At 42.5% G+C, this 25,708-nt stretch carries 18 protein-coding genes and 2 tRNA genes; 2 read left to right on the top strand and 18 right to left on the bottom strand.

Annotated elements, in window-relative coordinates; genetic code table 11:
* Nucleotide 1 precedes the first annotated feature (1 nt).
* The 12 genes from HXT48_RS01680 to HXT48_RS01625 all read right to left on the bottom strand — a co-directional run bounded on the left by HXT48_RS01680 (nt 2) and on the right by HXT48_RS01625 (nt 15,152).
* Complete coding sequence (locus HXT48_RS01680; protein WP_004108517.1) at nt 2-1,027, bottom strand: hypothetical protein; 1,026 nt, start codon at nt 1,025-1,027, stop codon at nt 2-4.
* Between the two features lie 42 nt (nt 1,028-1,069).
* Nucleotides 1,070-2,911, bottom strand: a complete 1,842-nt coding sequence (locus HXT48_RS01675) for a peptidoglycan D,D-transpeptidase FtsI family protein (protein ID WP_012914402.1) — start codon at nt 2,909-2,911, stop codon at nt 1,070-1,072.
* Nucleotides 2,911-3,588, bottom strand: a complete 678-nt coding sequence (locus tag HXT48_RS01670) for a hypothetical protein (protein ID WP_421793121.1) — start codon at nt 3,586-3,588, stop codon at nt 2,911-2,913. The genes HXT48_RS01675 and HXT48_RS01670 overlap by 1 nt, the downstream gene beginning before the upstream one ends.
* A gap of 1 nt (nt 3,589) precedes the next feature.
* On the bottom strand, nt 3,590-4,615 hold the full coding sequence (gene rsmH / locus HXT48_RS01665; RefSeq protein ID WP_033888517.1) for a 16S rRNA (cytosine(1402)-N(4))-methyltransferase RsmH: 1,026 nt from the start codon (nt 4,613-4,615) through the stop codon (nt 3,590-3,592).
* 11 nt (nt 4,616-4,626) lie between these two features.
* Complete coding sequence (gene mraZ / locus HXT48_RS01660; RefSeq protein WP_004108525.1) at nt 4,627-5,439, bottom strand: division/cell wall cluster transcriptional repressor MraZ; 813 nt, start codon at nt 5,437-5,439, stop codon at nt 4,627-4,629.
* 547 nt (nt 5,440-5,986) lie between these two features.
* Nucleotides 5,987-7,324 carry a type I glutamate--ammonia ligase gene (glnA, locus tag HXT48_RS01655; protein WP_004107357.1) on the bottom strand — a complete coding sequence of 446 codons (1,338 nt, stop codon included), beginning with the start codon at nt 7,322-7,324 and terminating at the stop codon, nt 5,987-5,989.
* Between the two features lie 198 nt (nt 7,325-7,522).
* Nucleotides 7,523-8,245 carry a hypothetical protein gene (locus HXT48_RS01650; protein WP_004108527.1) on the bottom strand — a complete coding sequence of 241 codons (723 nt, stop codon included), beginning with the start codon at nt 8,243-8,245 and terminating at the stop codon, nt 7,523-7,525.
* Between the two features lie 81 nt (nt 8,246-8,326).
* Nucleotides 8,327-11,893, bottom strand: a complete 3,567-nt coding sequence (gene dnaE, locus HXT48_RS01645; RefSeq protein WP_064621728.1) for a DNA polymerase III subunit alpha — start codon at nt 11,891-11,893, stop codon at nt 8,327-8,329.
* Nucleotides 11,894-11,939: 46 nt separating this feature from the next.
* Nucleotides 11,940-12,878: an RluA family pseudouridine synthase gene (locus tag HXT48_RS01640; protein ID WP_033888466.1), complete on the bottom strand. Its 939-nt coding sequence runs from the start codon at nt 12,876-12,878 to the stop codon at nt 11,940-11,942.
* Nucleotides 12,871-13,365, bottom strand: a complete 495-nt coding sequence (locus HXT48_RS01635) for a signal peptidase II (RefSeq protein ID WP_033888518.1) — start codon at nt 13,363-13,365, stop codon at nt 12,871-12,873. The genes HXT48_RS01640 and HXT48_RS01635 overlap by 8 nt, the downstream gene beginning before the upstream one ends.
* 96 nt (nt 13,366-13,461) lie before the next feature.
* Nucleotides 13,462-14,790: a DivIVA domain-containing protein gene (locus tag HXT48_RS01630; RefSeq protein WP_012914407.1), complete on the bottom strand. Its 1,329-nt coding sequence runs from the start codon at nt 14,788-14,790 to the stop codon at nt 13,462-13,464.
* Between the two features lie 152 nt (nt 14,791-14,942).
* Nucleotides 14,943-15,152, bottom strand: coding sequence for a YggT family protein (locus HXT48_RS01625; RefSeq protein ID WP_231130981.1), 210 nt, complete (start codon nt 15,150-15,152; stop codon nt 14,943-14,945).
* Nucleotides 15,153-15,394: 242 nt separating this feature from the next.
* Between HXT48_RS01625 and galE the strand changes: the two genes are divergently transcribed.
* Nucleotides 15,395-16,405 carry a UDP-glucose 4-epimerase GalE gene (gene galE / locus HXT48_RS01620; RefSeq protein ID WP_004108540.1) on the top strand — a complete coding sequence of 337 codons (1,011 nt, stop codon included), beginning with the start codon at nt 15,395-15,397 and terminating at the stop codon, nt 16,403-16,405.
* A gap of 48 nt (nt 16,406-16,453) precedes the next feature.
* Here galE and HXT48_RS01615 read toward each other — a convergent pair.
* The 6 genes from HXT48_RS01615 to nrdD form a co-directional block, all read right to left on the bottom strand.
* A tRNA-Phe gene (locus tag HXT48_RS01615) sits at nt 16,454-16,526 on the bottom strand.
* Nucleotides 16,527-16,569: 43 nt separating this feature from the next.
* Nucleotides 16,570-16,643, bottom strand: a tRNA-Asp gene (locus HXT48_RS01610).
* Nucleotides 16,644-16,745: 102 nt separating this feature from the next.
* Nucleotides 16,746-18,797: an ABC transporter ATP-binding protein gene (locus HXT48_RS01605; protein WP_004108541.1), complete on the bottom strand. Its 2,052-nt coding sequence runs from the start codon at nt 18,795-18,797 to the stop codon at nt 16,746-16,748.
* Nucleotides 18,798-18,799: 2 nt separating this feature from the next.
* Nucleotides 18,800-20,650: an ABC transporter ATP-binding protein gene (locus HXT48_RS01600; RefSeq protein WP_004108543.1), complete on the bottom strand. Its 1,851-nt coding sequence runs from the start codon at nt 20,648-20,650 to the stop codon at nt 18,800-18,802.
* 858 nt (nt 20,651-21,508) lie between these two features.
* The gene (nrdG, locus tag HXT48_RS01595) at nt 21,509-22,216 is read right to left on the bottom strand and encodes an anaerobic ribonucleoside-triphosphate reductase activating protein (RefSeq protein WP_004108545.1); all 708 of its coding nucleotides are present in this window, start codon (nt 22,214-22,216) and stop codon (nt 21,509-21,511) included.
* Between the two features lie 220 nt (nt 22,217-22,436).
* The gene (nrdD, locus tag HXT48_RS01590; protein WP_004108547.1) at nt 22,437-24,854 is read right to left on the bottom strand and encodes an anaerobic ribonucleoside-triphosphate reductase; all 2,418 of its coding nucleotides are present in this window, start codon (nt 24,852-24,854) and stop codon (nt 22,437-22,439) included.
* Nucleotides 24,855-25,123: 269 nt separating this feature from the next.
* Here nrdD and HXT48_RS01585 point away from each other — a divergent pair, with 269 nt between their 5' ends.
* Nucleotides 25,124-25,546: a DUF3052 domain-containing protein gene (locus HXT48_RS01585; RefSeq protein WP_012914411.1), complete on the top strand. Its 423-nt coding sequence runs from the start codon at nt 25,124-25,126 to the stop codon at nt 25,544-25,546.
* The last annotated feature ends 162 nt before the right edge of the window (nt 25,547-25,708 follow it).

The raw sequence follows: 25,708 nt of genomic DNA, 5'->3' as shown, positions 1-25,708 counted from the left end.
TTCAGTGCAGTTCATGCGAAACTCGCAGCGCACTTTTAATAGTCCCACGACGAACACCAGCAGCTAACACCATTGCAATAGATAATGAAAGATGCCGCTGCACATCATTGCCACCAATTTGATCCGCTAATTCAGCTAATTCGTCAGACTCAGCCGATCTAGTAACACAATAAGCGTGCTCTCTTCCAGAAAAACCATAACGTTGACGCAACGCATAAAAACTCATGCCGGTTGCATATGCCGGGTAAAGCGGTGAAGAAGATGCCTTTGCACTAACTTTCACATTTGAGGCTGCATCTTTAGATTCAGAATTAGTATCAGAACTATCTTTAGACTTAGCATCAGATTGAGAATCAGACCCTGCGCCAGAATTGCTTTCATTCTGAGTTTGCTCAACGCCAAGAACATCAATACTGACGGATTGTAACGCGTTCTTAGCTAAAGTTGCAGAATTAAGTGCAATAACAACAGCTGCAGCACCATCTTCTGCACACACAGATAAAGCATGCTGTACATCTGCAATATTTAAAGGATATTGCAAAGACAATTCGCGCTGCAATGAAGTAGATCCAGCATCACTAATAACACCAACAGGATTACCTAACATATGCAAAAAATCAGCTAATCGCAAAACATTAGCATGGATCTCATCATCATCGTCACCAGCAATCGCAAATATTGCAACGCATGAAGAAGGATCTGCATTAATATCACAAGCAAGCTTGCCCAAAGCAACTGGATTAGCAGAAGAAACAAGCAAAGGCAGACCTAAATCTGCAGCCTCACCACGAAATTCTGGTGAAACTAATGCAGCATATGCCCCAGCATCACGTGCAGCTTCAAGCTGACGACGATCGATATGACCAATTGGCACAAATAATCCACCAGGACGCACATGACGCACATCATGAGCAATAGAAGTAATAGTTACCTCTGAAGCAAACGCAGGAACAACTTCAAAACCATAATTTTTTGCAGCAAAACCTAGCGTCACTCTAATTCTAGAGTATTCATCAACCGCACTCATTGCACACCCTACTTTATAGATAACAACATTGTAATGCGTACACTACCAATTCACAGGAACAGGATTTGTGCGTGGAGAAGAAGCTGGAATATCATACTTTTGCATTAAGAATTCTCCAATAGTTTTGAACAGTGGACCTGCAGTCATACCACCATAAATACCTTGTGGATCACGCAAAACAACTGTTATGACGAAGCGAGGATTATCCGCTGGTATAGCACCCGACCAGTCGCTGATTGTAGAGCTAAGTTTACCATCAGCGCCAGCAACTTCAGCTGTACCACTCTTTGCAGCAACACGATAACCATCGACACCAGCAAATCTGTGATAATGCTCACCAGAATTTTCCAAAGCATTCATCATTTGTGCAGCAACATTTTCATCCAAAACGCGCGTTCCTGCAGGACGAGGAGACTTCGTAACTCTACCATTAGAATCTATAACGGATTTAACTATTGACTGACGCAACCTAACGCCTTTATTTGCAATAGTTGCAATCGCATTAGTAAGCTGCAAAGCATTCACAGCATAACCCTGACCAAACAGAACGGTATCTTTCTTACGACCATCCCAAGCTTGAACGCTAGGAAGCAAGCCACAAGATTCTCCTTGCAAATTCAATCCCGAGTACTGACCAAGACCAAATTTATAAAGATACTCATAGCGTTTATCTATCGGATATTTTTCACCAGCCATAACCATACCGACGTTAGAAGATTCCGAAAGAATACCAGCTAATGTCCAACGCTCAACACCATGGCTAACAGCATCATGGAATGCTTGACCGTTCTTATTAAGAGTATTAGGAACAGCAAATTTATCAGTAAGCTTATGCGCACCAGTTTGTAACATTCCAGACATTGAGAAAGCTTTACCAATAGAACCAGGCTCAAAGGTTTGGCTTACAGCTCTAGAAACATTCACCTTAGCTTGCGTTGTTCCAGCTTTAATCTCATCAGTATCTTCCAAAGCAAGTATTTCGCCAGTACGAACATCTTGCACTATTGCAATACCCCAAGTTGCATGATATTTTTTCTTGCCATCAAGCAAAACTTTTTTAACATACCAATCGACATCGCTATCGATTGTGAGCTTAACATCACTTCCGTTGATTGCAGGCTTAGATTCAGTTACAGTACCAGGAATTTTCTCATTTCCTGCATTATTACCTTGATAACGCTGATATCCGTCCACGCCATTCAAAGTTGCATCTTTAGTAAATTCAAGACCAGTAACACCAACCTCACCTTTACGATCTTTAATATCTTTACGATTAACTTCATCGGCATTAGCAACAGCACCAATAACAGATCCAAGAATAGGTCCGCTTGAATATACTCGTTCACTACTGTTCTCTGCATAAATACACCCAGAAAGATTCAAATCGTCAATGGCACGTTTCATTGCAGGAGTCACGTTACGTTTCAATAAAACGTAACGACCAACGCCAGCCAGTTTTCCACCAAGTTCTACAGAACTCATGTGCAAAATCGGAGCAAGCAAACGGGCGACCGCCACAGCGCCCGTGCCTTCTACAGGCTTGCCATTAAGCATATGACAGTTATGCTCGGTTTGTTTTGTGCAAGGAGTCGGAACAAAAGCCTGAGCATTAAGTGGATCTCCAATAATATTAAATCGCTCAACACTTTGAGCCAACACAGCACCATTAGCATCAAGTATGCGCCCACGACGTGCAAGAATTGGTCGCACACGACTACGCTCAGCCTGAGCTGCTTGTGCAGTTGAGCGAGCATTAATAATCTGTATAAAACTTAGCTTTACTATTGCACCAACACCAATTAACGCAAAAACAATTGCAATTACGGTGCACTTACGCGCAAATATCTGCTGAGGAGCGAAACGTTGTTTGATTAAGTGGCGCATCAATGTTTCTCCTGTTTTGCTTTCTGTTGATATTGACGATTTTGTTGGTCTTGTTTTTGAGTTTTATTTGAGTTATTTGTTTGTTTTGAGTTATTTGTTTGTTTTGAGTTATTTGTTTGTTTTGAGTTATTTGTTTGTTTTGAGTTATTTGTTTGTTTTGAGTTATCGGCTTGTTTTTCGTGCTTAGTTTTCTCAGAATGACTATGTTTTCGTTTTGCTGCATAATCACTCAAGTCAATAGAAATAGAACCTTGTTGCGGAACCATTCCCATTCGTTGCGCTCTTGCAGGAAGTTCAGATTCCAAAGTATCTAATTTCGCTTGACGAGCTTCCACATCCTGATGCAAACGAGAAATACGCATCTGTACTGCAGTTTGGTCGAAGGAAATCTCTGCCATTTGCGTACGCAAAAGAAGCGAAGTCAACAACGTAACAACCATAAAAATCACAATAATCATGCAATTCACAAGAGGTACTTTGCGCGTATTGCTCCATGTCATAACCTTGCTGAATCGTTCAAGCACAGCAGAAGATTTACGTTGAGATGGGTTAAACACCGAAGGAGCAGAATTATGTACGTATTCTTTACGAGTCGAATTATCTTTAGTACGACCAGCTGGAGCTGAAGCAGAAGACGCAGAAGAGCGCAAAACACGATTTTGCATGTTCAATACCATGTCAGCGACCTCCTTTTATAGCTTTACGACCAGCCGCCTCATCTTCAAGCCTTGGAATCCAACGCTCCGGGATAGGGCGGCATAATTCGACAGCGCGCAAACGAACTGAAGAAGATCTAGTGTTATGAACAATTTCTTCTTTAGAAGCTTTCATAGCTCCGCGAGTAAGAGCTTTAAAGAACGGCTGAGCATCATCAGGAATAACAGGCATGTTTGCAGGAACATCAACTGTTAATCCTTGATTCATAAAACGTTTTACAGCTGTATCTTCCAACGAATGATAAGATTCAACAACTAAGCGACCATGCTCACGAAGATGTAAAGCAATTTTAGGAAGAGTACGGCTCAATTTATCTAATTCACCGTTCACTTCAATACGCAAAGCTTGGAACACTCGTTTTGCTGGATTTCCAGTAGCGCGATGAGCTTTCGGAATTACAGAGTCAACTAAGCTAACCAACTGACCCGAAGTAGCAATAGGCTCCGTAGCACGAACTTCAACAATACGACGAGCAATAGGAGAAGCAAAACGTTCTTCACCATACTCTCGGAAAATTCTAGTTAATTCTCGAGAATCATAAGTAGCTAAAATCGTTGCGGCAGTAGTTGCTTGCGTCGTATCCATACGCATGTCAAGTGCTGTATCGTGAGAATAAGAAAAACCGCGATCAGTTTCGTCAATTTGCAAACTTGAAAGACCCAAATCCATAAAAGCAGCATCAATACGGTCAATGCTGTTTTCTTGTAGCACTTCATCAATCTCATCGAATGCTGCATGTGCAGGAATAAAACGATTCTCGAGACCTTCGCTGCGCATTCTTTGCGTTGCTAACGAAAGTGCTTCAGAATCACGATCAATACCAATAAGTGTTGCAAAAGGCGCAGCTTTAAGAAAAGCAGTCGCATGACCAGCAAGGCCTAAAGTGCAATCTACTACTATTGCGCCTTTGTGTTGCAAAGAAGGAGTAACTAAATCAACACAATCCTGCAATAATACCGGTGCGTGAATAGCTGTAATATCTTTCATAGCATCAGTCATCACATCACCGCCGGAAGTACATCGTCAGCAATATCTGCATAACCTTGCTCACGATCGGCAAGATATTCTTCCCAAGCAGACTTATTCCAAATCTCTGCACGCGTACCAACACCAATAACAACAATTTGATCGCCCAAATTGGCGTAATCTCTTAACATTGGCGGCACAACAATGCGTCCCTGCTTATCTGGCTCTTCATCAACAGCACCAGAAAGGAACACACGAAGATAATCGCGAGCTGACTTATTGCTCATAGATGTGCGCTGAATTTGCGTTGCCATGCGCTGGAACTCAACCATAGGTAGCACGTAAACACAATGCTCCTGACCGCGAGCCATAACAAAACCAGTTCCGAGCTGAGAACGGAATTTTGCAGGAAGTGCAACACGACCTTTATCGTCAATTTTTGGAGTATAAGTGCCTAACAAAATAGGTGTTGCTGGATGAGTTGACACAGCTTCTTGATATTGAGAAGCATAAAAAGGTGCAACTGGCATAGCTGCAGCTTGTGCAGACGAATCAGCAGCGCCGGACGGAGTGGAGGTGAAAACCGGTGCTGGCATATATTGCTGCATTGCTGGCATAACAGTTGAAGGCATACCATAATAACCCTGAATTGACTGCTTAGACTGTACAGGTTGAACAGGCTGAACGTATTGCTGCTGAGACACTTGTGAATCTTGCATTTGCAGTGGCATCTGCGATTGCTGAGAAACATTTGAATCAGCAGCTTGTTGAGCCTGATTTATGGAATGCGAAGAGGAAGAATTGGCGTTATTGCGCGGTTGCTTATCAGCAGCACGACGTGCCATACTCCACCTCCTTAACTCAACATGTACTATGCCATTTACACGTTGTTCACCATTTTACCCCATTCCTCCCCAAAAATCCCCACTTTTTTACAAAATTTTTGATTTTTTTGAAGCAAACCACCAATAGAAAACAAAAGACCCTCACGCAGCGCGACGACCTGCCTGAGCGCTGCGATTTAGCGCGCGAAGGCAACTCGGAGCGCCGAGCTTGCTCAGAGTTGAAAGCACAGTGTGCTTTCACCGCAAGCGAGGTCTGCCTTCGTCTCGATTGACGAAGGCAGGGCAGAGTTGCGTGGTTGCGCTTTAAAAACTAGGTTGTGGTTAGTGTGCGCGACGACCTGCCTGAGCGCTGACATTTAGCGCGAAGGCAACTCGGAGCGGAAACTCGCTAAAGTTGGAAGTCCAGTGGACTTCCAACGCGAGTTTCGTAAGCGAGCGCGCAATCCGCGCGAGCGCAATCTGCAGCAGTGTCCCAAAACATCAAACAAAAGGCCCTAACGCAGTACAGTTTCTGCGTTAAGGCCTCTAAAGTACAAAGTCACTCGCGTTACAAACGCGGCAAATACTTCTCAAGCTCAAAAGGCGTAACCTGACGACGGTACTCTTCCCACTCTTGATGCTTATTGCGCAAGAAGTACTCAAAAGCGTGTTCACCTAATACGCTTGCAACGAAGTCCGAGCGCTCCATAATCTTTAGTGCTTCATCCAAGGATTCCGGCAATGGCTGAATACCCATTGCTTGACGCTCAGCATCAGTAAGCTCCCAAACATCGTCGCTAGTTGGATCGCACAAAGTCATTTGCTTTTCAATACCATCCAAACCGGCAGCAAGAAGCACAGAGTAAGCAAGATACGGATTCGCCACAGGATCTAGCGCACGGAATTCCATTCGGCAAGAATTGCCTTTACCAGGCTTGTATTGCGGCACACGCAGAAGTGCAGAACGGTTGCTATGACCCCAGCAAACGTAGCTAGGAGCTTCCGCACCACCCCACAAACGCTTGTAAGAGTTCACATATTGATCAGTTACAGCGCAAATTTCTGAAGCATGATGCAAAATACCAGCCGCAAATTGACGCGCAATAAGAGACATATTAAATTCTTGACCTGCCTCATAAAAAGCGTTCGTGTCACCTTCGAACAAACTCAAATGCGTATGCATACCCGATCCAGGTTGATCAGTTAGCGGCTTTGGCATAAAGCTTGCATACATTCCGCGCTCAAGAGAAATTTCCTTAACTACAGTGCGGAAAGTCATAATATTGTCCGCGGTAGTAAGAGCATCTGCATAACGCAAGTCAATTTCGTTTTGACCAGGACCGCCCTCGTGATGCGAGTATTCTACAGAAATACCCATTTGCTCAAGCATACTAACTGCACTACGACGGAAATCCATAGCCGAACTTCTAGGAACGTGGTCAAAATAGCCACCCTCATCAATCGGCACAGGAGCTTTGGACCAATCATCTTGAGCTTCAAACAAATAAAACTCAATTTCCGGATGAACGTAGAAAGTAAATCCTTTTTCTTTCGCTTTTGCGAGCGCAGTCTTCAAAACGTGACGAGGGTCTCCCAGTGAAGGCTCTCCGTCTGGAGTTAGCACATCGCAGAACATGCGCGCTGTGCCTTCCGGACCTCCATGCCATGGAAGAATTTGGAACGTCGACGGATCCGGCTTCACAATCATATCGTCTTCTAGGACGCGAGTCATGCCTTCTATTGCTGAGCCGTCGAACCCTATTCCCTCTTCAAAAGCTGCTTCTAATTCAGCAGGGGCAATAGCAACGGATTTAAGCGTGCCTAAGACGTCCGTAAACCAGAGTCGAATAAAACGCACGTCTCGCTCTTCAACAGTACGTAGAGCAAACTCTTGTTGTCGATCCATAATAAACCCCTTGGGTATCATCCGGTTGTATGCATAGCCACGCACATATGCATATTCACGTGCAATTGTAGTGTATTATTTCGTATTGCGCTTCATATGTTGAGCTTATCTGCAATGAATTTACGTAATTGTAATGAAATTTCTACTTTCTAACGCAACTTCTTCAATTTAATATGCCAATTAATTGCTTAATTATTTTTACTTTCTTTTGCCATATTTTTGGAATAGCTCGTACGCGTTCGCATCGCTCAAATCGTCACTATTGAACATTTCTATATTTTGTTTCGAAATAGTTTCAACTGTTTCCATGCCAATAGCTAAATCTTCTACTGTACGCGACCACACAGCTAATGCCATAGGCGCAACTATTTCTTGCGGTTCGCAATTATATTCGTAAACTTTTGCAGTTAATTTATCAGCTCTATTTGTAATGAGCATAACATCCATTCCACGGAAGAAATCAACAAATTTTTGCACTGCTTCTTCCGGCTCATTGCCGTCCAAATTTTTTAATACTGCAACAGCACCTTGCTCTTCATCGAAGCATCGTGCTGAAACACTAGCCATTTTGCAAAAAGCAGCTAGTAACTGAGCAGGCTGCACATACGTAATCATTAACGCAACTTTTGCTTTATTTCCAAGCAAACCTTGCAAATCTTCTTCAAAATTAGCTTCTTCAATATTGCGCATAGCTTGATCAAGAAAATCATTTTCTTGATTATCGTCGCTTTTTTGGTTATTTTCTAAATTTTCGCTATTTAAATTTTCTTGCGACTCTTCTTTAAATTCACGTTCAAATCCAGCGAGCGCATTATCTAATTCCGCATCAGTAAAAGAAGTGCGCACAGAATCGTCATTGTTACGCTCACCATCATTTTTACGCTTATCGTCACTGTTACGCTCGTCACCGTTGTTTAACATATTCGTTATTTCCTCCTCTTTCAATGTAATTCTTAAAGCATACCTAGTTTTATATTTTATCAAACCAGTAGTGCATATTTTCTACGCGCTAGGCAAACAACTAGATCCAAAAACAATTTTCATTTCAGCAAACAAAGAAGTATCTCGTTTTACGCGGAAACGATCTCCAAAAGTAAGAACTTGCGCCTTGCCTGTATCGTCGACAAGAGCCAAGCGCACTTCACAGCAGCCTGGATGTCGGCTCAAAATATTACTTAATTGCGCAACACGACCTTTATCTAGAACTTTACGAGGAATAACAACTGTTAAAGGTCTCTCATCCACTGATTCAAGAGTTGGTATTTCAAACTCTGTAGCACGCATGGAAACAGTTTCATCACGCACTTCAACTTGTCCACGAATACGCACAACTTGATCAATTGCAAGTTCTTGCGCTGAAGCTTCGTACACTTTGCCAAAGAACATGCATTGTATTGAACTTTCCATGTCTTCAACTGTGACAATCGCCCAAGCATTACCTTTTCGAGACACTCGCCTATCTACGCTCGTAACTAGGCCTGCAATAGTTACTTGCTGACCATCGCTCATAGTTCTTGCTCTGTCGATCAGTTGAGCGATTGACATCTCACGTAAATCTGCCAAAACTGCAGACAATCCGCTTAGTGGATGATCAGAAACGTACAATCCAAGCATTTCTCGCTCAAAATTAAGCTTTGTCTTTTTATCCCACTCTTCAACATCAGGTACAGTAATTTGCATATCTCCCATACCGTTGTCGTCATCCGAGTCAGAAGACGAATCAAGATCAGCAAATAAATCAAACTGACCCTCTGCCTGCTTGCGCTTAAGCGCAATCACAGAATCAATTGCAGGATCACAAATTTGAAACAGCGCACGACGATTTGAATCAATAGAATCAAAAGCTCCAGCTTTAATAAGCGACTCTACTAAACGTCGATTAAGTGCACTAATAGGAACACGTTGTACGAAATCCATAAAGTTTACGAAACGTCCGCGCTCACCTTCACGCTCAGTAATAATATCGTTTACTGCTTTGTCTCCAACGTTACGAATAGCACCCAAACCAAAGCGCACAACATCTCCAACTGCAGAATACTCAAGAACAGACTCGTTTACATCAGGTTGCAAAACTTGAATACCCATGCGCCTTGCCTCGCCCAAGTACAGTGCAGTTTTGTCTTTATTCGTACGTTCGTTTTGAAGCAAAGCTGCCATAAATTCCACAGGATAATGCGTTTTTAGGTATGCAGTCCAGTAAGAAATCAAGCCATAAGCTGCAGAGTGAGCTTTATTAAACGCGTAACCAGAGAACGGAACCAAAACATCCCACACAGCTTGTGCAGCTTCTTCAGAATATCCGTGAGCTTTCATACCTTCAAAGAATGGCACCTGTTCTTTTGCCAGCACTTCCGGCTTTTTCTTGCCCATTGCTCGACGTAACACATCTGCTTTACCAAGACTGTATCCTGCTAAAATACGCGCTGCAGACTGCACCTGCTCCTGGTAAACAATTAAACCGTAAGTTTCGTCCAAAACTTCCTTTAACGGCTCAGCAACTTCTGGATGAATAGGGATAATATCTTGCAAACCATTCTTGCGCTTAGCATAATTCGTATGCGAATCCATATCCATAGGACCAGGCCTGTAAAGTGCAATCAAAGCCGAAATATCGTTGAAATTATCCGGTTTCAAAGTACGTAGAAGCGCACGCATACCGTCGGAATCAAGCTGGAAAACGCCTAAAGTATCACCCCTAGAAAGCAGTTGATAAGTAGCTTTATCGTCTAACGGAATCTTAGTATAATCAATCGGATCCTTCCCATTATTTTCGATATTTCGCAAAGTATCGCGAATAACTGTCAAGTTGGAAAGACCCAAAAAGTCCATTTTTACAAGACCGAGCGTTTCACAAGTGTGATACTCAAAAGTTGTAGTAATAGTACCGTCAGTGCGCTCTAAAAGTGGCGAAGTGTTTGTGATTGGCTCCGAGCCCATGATTGTTGCACAAGCATGCACACCTGTTTGACGAATCAAACCTTCAATGCCCTTAGCTTCTTCCGTAATGCGATGAGTATCTGGATCCGTGTCGTACATTTCGCGAAACTCGCGCGCTTCAGCGTAACGCTTTGATTTTTCGTCGAAAATATCGTGCAAGCTCATATCTTTGCCGTTTTTAGCAGGAGGAAGAACTTTCGTAATTTTTTCGCCTACTGAAAACTCGTAGCCCATAATACGCGCAGAATCTTTAAGAGCTTGCTTCGTTTTAATAGTTCCGTAAATAACGCACTGAGCAACTTTATCTCTACCGTATTTTTCGCTCACGTATTCAAGAACTTTGGCCCTGCCATCCGGGTCAAAATCAACATCAATATCAGGCAAGGATACGCGCTCCGGGTTTAAGAAGCGTTCAAAAATCAGACCATGCTTCATAGGATCAAGCTCTGTGATGCCCATTGCGTACGCAACCATAGCGCCTGCAGCAGAACCACGACCAGGACCTACCATTACACCATGCGCTTTAGCCCAATTAATATAATCTGCAACAACTAAAAAGTATCCGCAGAATTGCATTTGGCAAATCACACCGCACTCGTAATCAGCCTGCTTTAAAACTTCCATTGGAATGTTGTTATTGTAACGACGCTCCAAACCTTCCTCGACTTTTTTAAGGAATAGCGAAGTCTCATCCCAACCTTCCGGGCAGTCAAATTGCGGCATAAAAGCGCCATCTTCGCCGTCGTCGAACATAACATTGCATCGACGAGCAATCTCAAGCGTGTTATCGCAAGCTTCTGGAAATTCTTTAAAAAGCTCACGCATTTGCTCAGCGGACTTCAAATAGTATCCTGAACCGTCAAACTTAAAACGGTCAGGATCGTCCAAGCGCGAGCCGGAATTAATGCAAAGCATAGCATCTTGCGCTTCACGATCTTCTTCATGAACGTAATGCAAATCGTTTGTTGCAAGAAGAGGTGCGTTAAGTTTTTTTGCAATTTCAAGCAAGTCTTTAGTTACGCGCGTTTCAATAGAAAGCCCGTGATTCATAAGCTCGATAAAGAAATTGTCACGCCCGAAAATATCTTGAAACTCACCAGCTGCTCGTAAAGCCTCTTTGAACTGACCTAAGCGAAGACGCGTCTGGATAATTCCAGAAGGGCATCCTGAAGACGCAATTACACCTTTTGAGTAGGTTGAAAGCACGTCTTTATCCATACGTGGGTAGCGCATAACTCTACCCTCAAGATTCGCCACAGACGAAGCTTTAAGAAGATTTGTTAAGCCAGTATCGTTTTCCGCCCACAAAGTCATATGCGTAATTAAACCGCCGCCAGAAACGTCATCTGCACGCTGATCTTCCGTGCCCCAATGCACGCGACTTTTGTCTTGTCTTGCTGTTTCAGGAGTAACATACGCTTCTATGCCAATAATTGGCTTAATCCCAGCTTTTACAGCCGTACTCCACATTTCGTACGCGCCGTGCATGTTGCCATGATCCGTAATAGCTACAGCCGGCATACCTAATTCTTTAGCGCGCGCTACTAAATCAGGTATTTTTGACGCACCATCTAGAAGTGAATAATGCGTGTGATTGTGCAAATGTACGAAGTTGGTTTCCGGCTGAGTCATAAAAGATATTCTATAAGCGAAAGTTGACTGAAAAAATGCAAAAACGTTACTTTAATAATGCTCGCATAGCTTCTAACGCGTGTTGCAAATCAAGAGGATAATGCGACTTAACCGTCACTGATTTACCCGTGCGAGGATGTGTAAAAGTAAGTTCCATAGAATGCAACCATTGACGTTGCAACCCAAGTTTTTGAGCCAAAACTGGGTTCGCTCCATACATTGAATCCCCAACCAAAGGGTGACCTATAGACGAAAAATGGACGCGTATTTGATGTGTACGACCAGTTTCCAAATTAACGCTTACTAACGTTGCTTGACTAAAACGCTCAAGCACATCCCAGTGCGTAACAGCAGGCTTGCCGTCAGAAGTAATAGTAAAACGAAAATCAGATACTTTTGCGCGACCTATAGGAGCATCAATAGTAGCTTTATCTTGCGCTAAATCTCCTTGAACAAGCGCATGATACGTTTTTTTAACGATATGCTTTGCAAACTGATTTTTCATTACTTCATAAGCAAAATCTGTTTTACAAACTAGCATTAATCCGCTTGTTCCAACGTCTAATCTGCTTACGATTCCTTTGCGCGATTCGTCGCACAGCGTTGTTTTTATATCTATTCCAACAGCTTCTAGGCATTCTGGAACTGTCGGCCCACTCCATCCCTTTGCTGCGTGAGAGGCAACTCCAACAGGCTTATCTATTACAACAACATCGTCGTCGTTGTAAATAATTGGAATATTACATACAGAAGATTCATTATTTTGCTCTTCTTTTTGTTCTGCACTTTCTTTTTGATCGACAACAATCGTATCGCCATCTTGCAAAATGGAGGATTTTTGCGATTTTCTACCTAAGATTTTCGCTTGGTTACGCTCAATAAGAGATATCGCACTTGCACGCGAAACTCCCATTAGTTTTGATAAGCAAACATCAAATCTGCAGCCGGAAAATTGGCTTGTAACTTTAAAGCAAATATCACTCATCGGCATGCCCGAAAAGAGGAATCCCAATCAAAATAAGGCATACAACTGCGATTCCTGCAAACATAAGCTCAATATCTGCAACGTTCCCAACAGACCAACCGTAGTTTATAAAATCTACGACTTTGCCATTCAAAAAACCTTGAGCATATTGCGCTCTATCAATGAGGTTTCCGAAAGCTCCAGCAAACGCTAGAGCAAACGCAATAGTCCAATACAAAGATTTTGTGTGCTTAATAGCCGCTATCATGGCACCACAAGCAGCACAAGCTAATACGCTAATAACCCACGTAAAAGAAGAACCTAAGCCAAATGATGCTCCAGGATTTCGTACAAGAGTTAAAGAAAGCAAGTGCGGCACAAGCTCAATGTTTTTCCCGTCACTAAGCGTCGCCAAAGCCCAAAGTTTTGTTATGCGATCTAGCACAACACCAATAAAAACAATTAGTGCAAAAACGGCTACGCGAGTACGTAGCCGTTTCACACGCACATCTCTATGCGTCAATATTTATCCGATCTTTAGTAATTCAAATAGTATCGGTGCAGTGCGCAACATTTTAAAATATCAGTCACGCACTGCTAAAAACTACTCTTGCTTACCAGATTCTTCACCCTGCTTGTTGCCTAATGCAGCATAGGTATTTTCATCAGAAACTTGAGCAACCAACTGACCAAGGAAATCAGTCAAGCGAGTACGATATTCAGTCTCAAATTGCTTGAGGCTCTGAATATTTCCTTCAATAACTTGAGTTTGCTTCTCAAGATTCTCACGTACCTGACGAGCATATGCATCAGCAGCTGTACGAGTTGTAGAATCATAGTCTGCAGCACGATGCTGTACTTCAGCTTCATACTGGTCAGCTTGATCATGCGTCTGCTTAGAGTAATCATCAGCAGCTTGACGAACCTTACCAGAGTAAGCATCAGCCTCATTGTGAGCACGAGCAGCATAAGAATCAGCATCGCCGCGAGTACGAGTAGAGTAATCGTCAGCATCAGCATGAGTCTGCTTGCTGTATTCTTCAGCTTCAGAACGAGTGCGTGCAGAATATTCATCTGCCTTAGCAACAGTTTCGTTATAACGAGCTTGGCTTTCTTCAACAATTTGTTGAGCCTTAGCCTTGCCTTTATCTACATATTGATCATGCAATTGCATAGCAAGAGTCAACATTGCAGTTGCACGCTCTGGCTCAGAACCTTGTGCTTCTGCACCAGCACCAGCAATCTTTTGCAAGCTACCAGTTTCAGTATTTGGTTCCATCTTAGCAACCTGCTTTCGAAGCTGCTCTTCACGCTGACGAGACTCTTCCAACTGCTTGGAAAGTTCCTCAATCTTAGTGTTTTCTTGCTGAGTGACAACAAGCTGCTGGCGAACAGTTTCAAGCTCGCGACCCAAGTTTTCGCTGCTTGCACGGAAGTCGTCACGCTCGCGAGTAACAGTTTCAAGCTCTTTTTGAACCTGCTTAGCATTGTCTGCTTGAGCAGTTTGAGCAGTTAACTGATCTACCTGCGCACCCAAACCATCTAACTGTTCCTTCAACTGCTGGTTTTGAGCAGTCAAAGCACGATTACTTTCTTCAGCTTCACGCAACTTAGTTGCAGTAGCTTCAAGTTGAGAAGCAGCTTCATTTGATTCACCCTGCTTCTTAGAAGCATCACGCAATGCCTCATTTTCTTTAGTTAAGGATTCTACCTTAGAAGTTAACTCAGCAATCTTCGTATTCAAACCCGCAACATCACGGCCAAGAGATTGCGTGGAAGCCCCTAGGCCCTGCACTGCCTGCTGACCGAGTGCTTCTATTGTTTCTGTAACCTGATCGAGAAACTCGTCGACCTCGTCAACGTCATAACCTCCCTTAAAACGTACAATTTGGAAGGTATGCTCTCGAATGTCCTTAGGCGTCAACAGAGTCATATGCTTTACACCTCGCTTTTTGGGCATAGCCCTTTGATATATATCTATTCGATGCTATCACGTCCGCAGAAAATTAGTGCGGTTAATACAAAAATTTATGCAACAAAACGCCGCTTTTATAAAAATTACGCGTTAAAAAACCATAAACTCATCTATAACCAAATTTGAAGAACGTATAGAGCAAAATATAAAAGCATATAACTTACGTCAATACTAATATTTCCACAACGAGTTGGCGGAATAAACTTGCGCAATACGCGTAATGGCGGTTCTGTTATGAAATAAATAATCCGTATTAGAAAATTAAAAGCACCTCTAGGACGCATACGAGGAACAAGCACAAATAACCAATCTGCAACCATTCGAATAATCATTATTATCAAATAAGCGCGTATAATCACACGTAATATAGATAACGCAACAAATATCATTCGAACATCACCTTACAAAATAATACAACTAACACATTCAAGTTAAGCATACGCTGCAGAATCAAAATGCGAGAATAACAGATGTTATGCAACAGATGCATATCATTAAACTTCAGTTTTACGAGATATAATCTCACTGATTGTATTGATATTATTCAAAAGGAAGGTCGACAATGACTGTTCTTGTTACAGGTGGATGCGGATACATTGGAGCACATGTAGTTCACGCTTTACATGAAACAAAGCAAAATGTCGTCGTCGTTGACGATTTAAGCTACGGAAAGCCTACAAGAATTGAAGGCGCACGTCTTTATGGTATGGATATCTCTTCTCCTGATGCAGGAAAGCGACTTGCGCAAATTATGAAAGATGAGCACGTCGATGCTGTAATTCACTTTGCTGCTAGAAAGCAAGTTGGAGAGTCCGTAGAAAAGCCACTTTGGTATTATCAACAGAATATTAACGGCATGCTTAATGTGCTTGAAGGCATGAAAGATAGCGGAGTTAAGAAGCTCGTATTTTCTTCTTCTGCAGCAACTTATGGAGTACCTCCTGTTGAAGTTGTACCAGAAGATGTTGTGCCAATGTTGCCAATTAACCCTTATGGTCAAACCAAGCTTTTTGGCGAGTGGATGGCACGTGCTTGCGAGCACACATACGGAATTCGCTTCTGCGCACTGCGTTACTTCAACGTAGCTGGATGCGGTCCGGTGGAATTGGAAGATCCTGCGATTTTGAACTTAATTCCTATGCTTCTTGACAGACTACAGCGAGGAAAAGCACCTGCTATTTTTGGCGACGACTATCCTACTGCTGATGGCACTTGCATTCGCGACTATATTCACGTTTCTGATTTAGCAGACGCGCATATTGCGGCACTCACGTATTTGGATCGCGACGAGCGCAAGTACGATGCTTTTAACGTAGGAACTGGTAAGGGCACGTCTGTGCGCGAAATTGTTGACGAAGTGCGCAGAGTTACCGGTTTACCATTTAAAGAAACTGTTCTTGATCGCAGAGCTGGAGATCCTCCACAGCTTATTGGCAGCACGAAGCGAATTAACGAAGAAATGGGATGGCATGCTCGCTACGACGTTAAGGATATCGTAGAATCTGCTTGGGCAGCTTGGCAGGCAAATCCTGAGCATCATATTGATGTTGATTCGTGGAAGCAGCTTGACTAGCGAATAAAACAAAACGCGCGGCACAAATCGTGTCGCGCGTTTTTGTTGTGGCTCCGAGCGGGATCGATCCGCTGACCTAACGATTTTCAGTCGTTCGCTCTACCAACTGAGCTACAGAGCCATGACGAATAAAAAACCCGGCGAACCGGGTATTCTATTAATCGCGACCCCGGCCGGACTTGAACCGGTGACCTCCGCCGTGACAGGGCGGCGCTCTAACCAACTGAGCTACGGGGCCGTGGCTTTGTTCTCTCGAACAGCCGAGTCACTATCTTACAGAATCCTTAGCAAAATGCAAGTGCCACGCGTGTTCGGCGTGTTGCCGCACAAAATCAAGCTATTATTCAAGCTCAACAGCTCCAGTGCAAAGCTGATAATACTCCCCACGTTTTGCCAATAATTCCTCATGTGAACCGCGCTCAATAATGCGACCGTGATCCAGCACCATAATCACATCAGCATTGCGCACTGTAGACAGTCTGTGAGCGATTACAAACACAGTACGCCTTTCCATCAAAGAATCCATTCCATGCTGAACTAACTCTTCAGTATGCGTGTCAATCGATGAAGTTGCTTCATCGAGAATCAACACAGGCGGATTTTCTACTGCAGCACGAGCAATAGAAATAAGCTGCTTCTGACCTTGAGAAAGCCCTTCACCACCATTGTTAAGCTGCGTATTGTATCCGTCAGGAAGATGAGAAATAAACGCGTCAGCATGAGCTAATTTTGCAGCTTGAATACAATCTTCGTCGCTAGCATCAAGATTTCCATAACGAATATTGTCCATTATTGTGCCTGTAAATAAATTCACATCTTGCAAAACAGTGCCAATAGCGTGGCGCAAATCCGTTTTGCAAATATCGCGCACGTCAATGCCATCATACAAAATTTGCCCATCATCGATGTCGTAAAAACGCGTAAGAAGGTTAGCAATAGTAGTTTTTCCAGCACCTGTAGCTCCAACAAGAGCAACTTTTTGACCAGGTTTTGCAAACCACGTAATATCGTGTAAAACAGGATGATTTTCTTTGTAACCAAACACAACATCCGTAAAACGCACGTCGCCTCGAAGCAAAGTATAGCGGCCATCCTTAGAAGTGCGAGCATCTCGCTTTGCATGGCACACAATCTCTTGAGCCATTTCACTTAAGTTTTGAGCGCGCTTTTTAGCTTTAGTACCATTATCTTGCTTTGATCTTTTCCAAGCCCAATAAATATTGCTTCCTTCAGATTGTTCATCTACTTCTTCAAGCACATCAAATGCTGATTTTTCTCCAAGATCTTCATCAGACTGAAGTACACGCACTTTAACTAATTGCACACTGCCAGAATCAAGTTCTGGCTTTTCATCAAGTAACTCAAAAATACGAGAAGCTCCTGCAAGAGCCATCATAAGTGCGTTAGCTTGCATTGTAATTTCGCCAATAGGGTTAATAAATGCGCGCGAAAGTGCCAGCAAAGATATAAGTGTACCCAATGTAAGAGTACTAGATCCAGCTAATCCCAGCGTTGGCAGACCTGCTGAAGCAGCCCACGCACCGAGTAAAGCAATTAATACATAAAGCAAATAGCTTGCATTACTAATAACAGGCATTACATTATTTGCATAAGAATTTGCACTTGCAGAAATTTTTTGCACTTTTTCTATGCAATTATCTAATTTTTCAATAGAATCTGCCTCATGATTAAAAATTTTAATCACTTTGCTGCCTGTTGCAGATTCTTCAACAAACTCATTTAGCTCACCTAATGCATGCTGGAATTGCTCAAATAGACTGCCAGATTTCTTTAGCATAAAACGCACTAAATAAAGCAATATTGCAGTAAATATAACTACAAAAACTGCAACCGGAAGCGATAGACACATAATAGATATAAACGCTGCCAAAATCGACATTAGCGCAGAAAAAGAGTCCGGAAATGCCCACGAAATTGCCTCACGAAGAACCTCAGTATCGTTTGTGTAACGACTCATAATATCGCCGTAACCTTGAGAATCTAAGTAACGCAATGAAAGCTTCTGCTGATGCTTAAACATAGAATCTCGCAAATCACGCATAACACTTTCAGATATATTCGCAACAAGTCTGCTCCAAAGCCAAGAACAAAACACACCAACAGCGTAAACACTTGCCATCAGAATAATCATGCGAACAAGAGGCGTCCAATCCTGATTATGCTTACCGACAAGCGGAAGAATATACGAGTCCACAAGAGATTGCAAAAACACTGCACTTGCAGCTTGCACAATTGCGCTAACTATTATTGATGCAATAATTACGTAAATTTTAACTCGATACACCAGCACATAAGAGGCAAGTCTGCTAAGAGTTTCCCAACTAATAGCTGAATCATTTTTAGAAGAGTGAGCCGTTTTATTCTTAGCCATTGTTATTTAGCTCCTTCTTCTTTAGTTGCGCCAGTTATGCTACTTTTTTCTTGAGAAATCGCCATATTTCTGTAAAATTCACAAGACTTAAATAATTCATCATGCGAACCGTTAGCAACAACACGACCATCTTTAAGAACAACAATAATATCTGCATGTTCGATTGAAGATATGCGCTGAGCAACGATAATTTGCGTAGAATCAGGCATAAACTTTTTCAAGCCATCGCGAATTTTACTATCAGTTTTCATATCAACTGCACTCATCGAGTCGTCAAGGATTAAAATTTTCGGCTTCCTCAAAAGTGCGCGCGCAATGCACAAACGCTGTCGCTGACCACCGGAAACATTCTTACCGCCCTGATCAATATGCGTATTGTAGCCATCTGGTAAATCTTTAATAAACTCATCAGCACAAGCAATTTCGCAAGCTTGACGCAAATCATCATCGCTTGCTTCCGCTCTACCCCAGCGAAGATTTTCTGCAATTGTGCCACTAAACAAAATATTTTTTTGTAGAACAACGCCAACTTCTCCACGCAAACTAGAAGAATCATAATCGCGAATATCTTTTCCACCTACAAAAAGAGTGCCAGAAGTTACGTCATAAAGTCTTGCAATTAATTGCACTAAACTTGATTTTCCAGATCCCGTTGCACCAACAACACCAACAGTTGCTCCAGAAGGAATAGATATATTTATATCATGTAAAATTTCCTGTTCTGCTGGGGCAGATTCATCTGTATTATCTGATTGAGGATAGCGTAACGAAACATTTTCAAAACGCACAGAAGCGTCAGAAAGCTTTGTCAGCGGATGCTTGGAAACAACTTCAGTATTTCGAGATTGCAAAACATGTGAAATACGATGCATCGAAGCTCGAGCTGTTAACGACATTACAAAAACTGCAACTAAATTCGCTAAAGCAAACAAAATTTGCAAAGCATACACTACTAATGCAGCAAGATTTCCTGTTGTTAAACCAAAAGCAGGATTATTTCCCGAAGCCACAATTTCGTGCGAAGCCAACCACGCAATAAGTAGCATGCCAGAATAAAAACATAAGTTAAACAAAGGAATACTACAATTTAACACATACTCAGCTTTAATAAAATAATCATAGATTTTATGTGAAATACGCGTAAAACGACTTATTTCATAATCAGAACGCACATAAGACTTTACGACGCGAATATTATGCAAATTCTCGCCAACTCTATTATTCATCTCGTCAATCATTCGATAAATTCGAGAAAATGCTGGAGCAACTATACTAGCTCCAACAGCGCCAATTGCACCAATAATAGGCACGAATGAAAGAAAAACCCACGAGATAGCAGGGCTAATTGAAAAAGTAAACCACCAAGCAGTGATGATAATCATAACGCTGCGAACACCAGAGCGAATAATCATTTGGTAAGCAAATTGCACATTTGACACATCGCTAGTCATACGCGTAACAACAGTGCCGCTAGAAAACTTATCTAAATCAGAAAAACTTAAACTTTGTAAGCGTGAAAACATGTTGTGACGTAAATTTTTACCGAAACCAGCACTAGAATGCGCACAACAAATACCAGAAATAACGCCTGCAATCATTGCAATTGCAGCAAAAATAAGCAATTGCAAACCATAATATTGCACAGCTTCTTGAGAACGTGACATAATGCCAAAATCAATAAGATTTGACATTACTGTAGGAATCTCAATTTGCATAGCAGCTTCAACGAGAATAGTAACAACTGTTAAAACGCCAAGAAAACGGTACTTTTTTAAAGATAACAGAATCGTACGCAATGCGCGAGGAGAATTATTGCTAATTTTTCGTGAATTGTTCTTCGGCTTTTCTGCCATTGCATCCCTTCCCCTACATAACGTCATGTGTAGGTTTAATAATATCACTTCTTCAAATACATATTTGAATTATTGCGCATGGCGCATTTCCGTATTGAGTTACTTCATTACCAAATGCATAAATAGATGAATCTTTGACATAGTAGTATACAGACAAATCACATACGAAAAAGTGCTTCTACACATTCAAATTATAAACAACGATTGATTTCATCTTATAAAAAATTATATAATGAAAAGTGTATATTCGCATGTATAAAGAGGTACTGTCATGAATATAAAAAAGCTATTAATAGAATACTTACTTGCTCAGTAGCATTATCCATGTCTTTTTTACTATCATTGCAAGTTCAAGCCAACACCCAAGAAGAAACTTATGAGTAACACAAAGATAGTTGGCGCTGTAGCACAGCAGAAAGGCATTCGTGTCGACTTGCAGTGAGAATTTCCACATTAATATCAACAATTATGTGAGGAACAATATGAACAGCAAACACATAGTTCTACTGCCAATAACGCTGCTTTGTTATATTTCGTCAGCTATTTATTTCTTTAAACAATTGAAGGACTTAAAAGACGATAACACTTGTATTAATACTGTTAGTCTCACCATTCAAGCATTCGTCCTATTAATATTACTAATCTATCTTTTATATTTATGCAAAGAAAAAACATACCCAACTGTATATCGTTTAGTTACAGTATTTATGAGCATAGTTAGCATAATTCTTTTGACAGTTTGCAATACAGATGTTACTAGGTTAATTATATTTAGCTTAACATGTGTATATGTATGCATTCTTATAATCGTCCACAAACATTGTTAAATATATCGTATGAGTGGCGCATTCAATAGGATTACGAAGCGTCGCCTTCGCCTTGCGCGCGGTCTTTTCCGTAAATCGACGGAATAAAACGCTCCTGATCGTGAAGCTTTTCCCAGATTACAGGAGGATTTTGCGGATTTTCCAGAGACTTTGGCACATCGATAATTCGTTGATTACTAGAGCCACGAAATTGCAAAAGCGAATCGTGCAAATCTTTCATATAACGGCCGTCAACAAGAATATCAATGTAACGCAAAAGCTCAAGCTTATCAGGCGTCTCCCCTGGGCGCATAAGCTCTTCCCAAGTGTATCCAGTCCAACTCCAAATGTCTTTTGTATTGCCAAACTCTTTCCTAATACGCTTGCAAAGAGGCAGCAAAATGCCCGTATTAAGCAACGGCTCGCCGCCAAGAAGCGTTAAACCTTGCACATAAGGCTGCGCTAAATCTTCCATGATTTGATCTTCAAGCTTTTGAGTATAAGGATGACCTGCGCGAAAATCCCAAATCGACTCGTTATAGCACTCAACGCAATGGAACGGGCAGCCGGAAACGTAAAGCGAGCAACGAATTCCTTCGCCGTCTGTCATCAAAAAACGCTTATAATCGGCGATCATCCCCTGGCTCATGCGCTCACTAGACCACTGTCCTGCGCGAGGATTATTGGAAAGAGAGGTAGGAATCCACGGTCCACGATTCACATCTGCAGGCGCAAAATCGTGCAAACTCATGCGAGCCATATCCAACCCCCTTCCAAACCGAATAAACAACTAAAAAATAAACAACCAAATTTGCGAAAATAAAATAAATCCAGCCGTTAGAAAGTGCAATCACAAAATGCAATACATTTCTAACGGCCAGATTATCACCAAACAACAAACACAAGAAAAGCTATTGATTTAGCTAAATTATCTAGTCATACTTATTTTACTAAGTTTCAACATAGTAAATTAGCTAAGTTTATTTTGTTTCCTCATACCATTCACGAGACTCACCGTTGTTAAGAGTCACATGGCCAGTTTCGCCAGACATGTGCTTTACGCGGTGAGCGATTTCTTCGTGACGACCGTGAACCATTGGACGCTGAACAGGATTGCCCAAGTAACCGCAAGTACGCTTAGTCACATTGCACTTATCTGGGTCGCTGTTGCCGCACTCCGGGCAACGGAAGCCTTCTTTAGTCGGCTCAAAATCACCCTGGAATCCACAAACGAAGCAGTGATCGATTGGCGTATTCGTACCCAAGTAGCCGATGCCAATCTTGTAAGCGTAATCCCAAACAGCTTCCAAAGCCTTAGGATTTGCCTGCAAGCATGGGAACTCGCAGTAGTTAATAAAACCGCCGGAAGCAAGATACGGGAAGTCAACCTCGTAGCGAAGCTTCTCCATAGGAGTTGGCTGCAACCAAACCGGGTAATGGAAGGAATTAGTGTAGAAGTCGTGATCAGTTACGCCTTCAATGCGACCGAACTTCTGGCGATCCATGCGGTTAAAGCGGTCAGTCAAAGACTCAGCAGGAGTTGAGTAAACGGAATAATGGTAGCCTTCCGCCTTTGACCACTGCTGGCAAAGCTTATTCATGCGGCGAACCAAAGAAAGCGCAAATTCCTTGCCTTCCTCATTCCAGCTGTGATCTTGCATCCAATCCTTGCCGAAGAACACGGCCGTAGTTTCGTACAAACCAATGTAGCCAAGAGAAACAGTTGCGCGCTCATTACGGAACAACTGATCCACGCTTTCGTTAGCTTCCAAACGACCAAAAGCACCGTAACGGAACAGCGTTGGAGCATTTACAGGAGTTGCCTGCTTGCAACGCATAATACGGAATCGCAAAGCTTGGTGAGCTACTTCCATACGCTCGTCGAAAAGCTTCCAGAAGCGAGTCACATCGCCGTGAGATTCAAGAGCAATACGTGGCATGTTAACAGTTACAACGCCAAGATTCATACGGCCATCTTCAACGTCCTTGCCGGTCTTTGGATCAATCCAACCCTGAAGGAACGAACGGCAACCCATAGGAGCCTTGAAGGAGCCAGTAATCTTAACAATATTCTCGTAGAACACAACGTCTGGGTACATGCGCTTTGTAGAGCACTCAAGCGCAAGCTGCTTCAAATCGTAGTTCGGGTCGCCAGCGTCCGCGTTAACACCGTGCTTAATAGTAAACACAAGCTTAGGGAAGATTGCAGTATGACGATCTTTGCCGAGACCACGAATACGGTTAAGCAAAATAGCGCGCTGAATTTCACGAGCAAACCAAGAAGTACCCAAGCCAAAGCCAACAGTTACGAACGGAGTCTGACCGTTAGAAACGCGGTTAGAATTGATTTGATATTCCATTGTTTGCATAGCGTCGTAGATCGCCTTACGCGTCATAATCTTTGCGTAAACTTCACGGAGCTGATCCAACTCGCCCAAATTCTTATCAAAAGGAGTATCAGCAGGCAGTGGATCCCTGTCCAAGCAGTGGAGATTCTTAGGCTCCTGAGCCTTCAAGCCGTCAATCATATCTTTTGCGACTTGAATTGGCGTGGAATCAGGAATCATTGCGTGTGCCATAGCAAGATTCTTGTCGTAATCGCACTTAGCGTAAGGCTCAAGCATTTCGTCAGCGCGATTAACAGTCTGACCACCGTATTGCGCGCCAGCAATATCCTTAATAATTTGCGTAACCTGAGTTGCAGCAGTACCAATAGACTTTGGACTATCCATCATTGCATTACCAAGAGCAAATCCCTTAGCAAGCATATCGCCAAAATCAGGAAGCGAGCAGTTGCTCATGCAAGTAAATGGCGAATAATCAGCGTCATGGAAGTGAATATCACCCTTCATATGAGCGTTAGAAACTGCGTGAGGAAGCATAGAGAACGCAGAAGCTTTAGAAACAGCACCTGCAAGAAGATCACGCTGAGTTGCATAAACATTAGAATCCTTATTTGCGTTTTCACGAACAAGAGACTCATCACGATTTACAAGACGGTTAACAGCCTCGTTAATATCAGTAGCTTTAGCGCGGTCTATATCTCGGTTCAGTCGGTAGCTCGTGTAGCAACGAGCAACCTCATAAAGGTGATTTTCAATAAGACTATGCTCAACCAAGGTCTGAATATCTTCAATCTTCGCCGGGCCATTGTAACGATCTTGAATTTCAGCCTCAATATGATCAGAAATATTACGAATCAACTGCTCTTCTTGCGGACCGACTTCCTTGCCCAAATCCTTAAAAGCAGCCTTGATTGCCATAATGATATTCAGCGGATCAAAATCAACTACGCGACCATCGCGCTTTTCGACCTGCACGCGAGAAACTGGAATTTCAACTACATCATCCGTACAATTTTCTGCGCTTGTGACAGCAGTTTCTTCCAAAACCTGCATCGGTACAGACCTTTCTCAAACACTGTTCCTTCTAGCAAAATCTCTCGTTGCAAACATGGGAACTATTTCTAACAACTCGCTCTACTATAACCCAACTCATGCACAATATCTAGGGCAAGACGCAAAGATAACCACCTATATATAGTGATTTATGTCACAATCGCGATTTTTGCGGCGTGTCCTGGTGTGTCGTAATTGATAAACGATAAATTACTGAATACACGCCGTTAAATGTGCGCACTTCGTGACGCTTTGATATATTAAATCACGTGGAACAGATAGCTTTTCAGCATGCACAGGAATTCGGATTCCAACCAGGAGACATTGTCCAACAATGGCTCTGGGATGACGATGTTGACGAAACAATTTGCGAAAGCATCGAGAAACTTACCGGCGAAGAGTTGGTAGATGAGGATTATGACGCTGCTGTTGATGGTGTGATTATTTGGTGGCGCGACGGCGACGACGAAGATGAGCTCGCAGACACTATTATGGATGCCACAAATATGCTTGACAATGACGCTCCTATGTGGGTTCTTACTCCAAAACCAGGTCGCGAAGGTTCCCCAAGTTCTAGTACCGTTCAATCTGCAGCAAAAACAGCTGGCATGAACGCAGCCACTCCGTTAACCGTAAGCACTGACTGGAACGGCGTTCAACTGCGCGCATTTGGTAAAGGTCAATCTAAATAAGTATTTGCTAATTGGCTTAACTAGTTCAACCGACTGTTGACTTGCTTAACAGGCTGATTAACTGATTACTAAGTTGCTTATTGCTTGCCAACTTGCTACTTACTTTTGTAGTATTGCTGCTGTTTTGTCGAAAACACCAAACCAGTTGATGTTATGTATAAA

Source organism: Gardnerella sp. KA00127, assembly GCF_049244125.1.
Taxonomy (GTDB): Bacteria; Actinomycetota; Actinomycetes; order Actinomycetales; family Bifidobacteriaceae; genus Bifidobacterium; species Bifidobacterium swidsinskii.
Note: the sequence above shows the minus strand (reverse complement) of the source record. Positions and strands in the feature narration are given on the sequence as shown.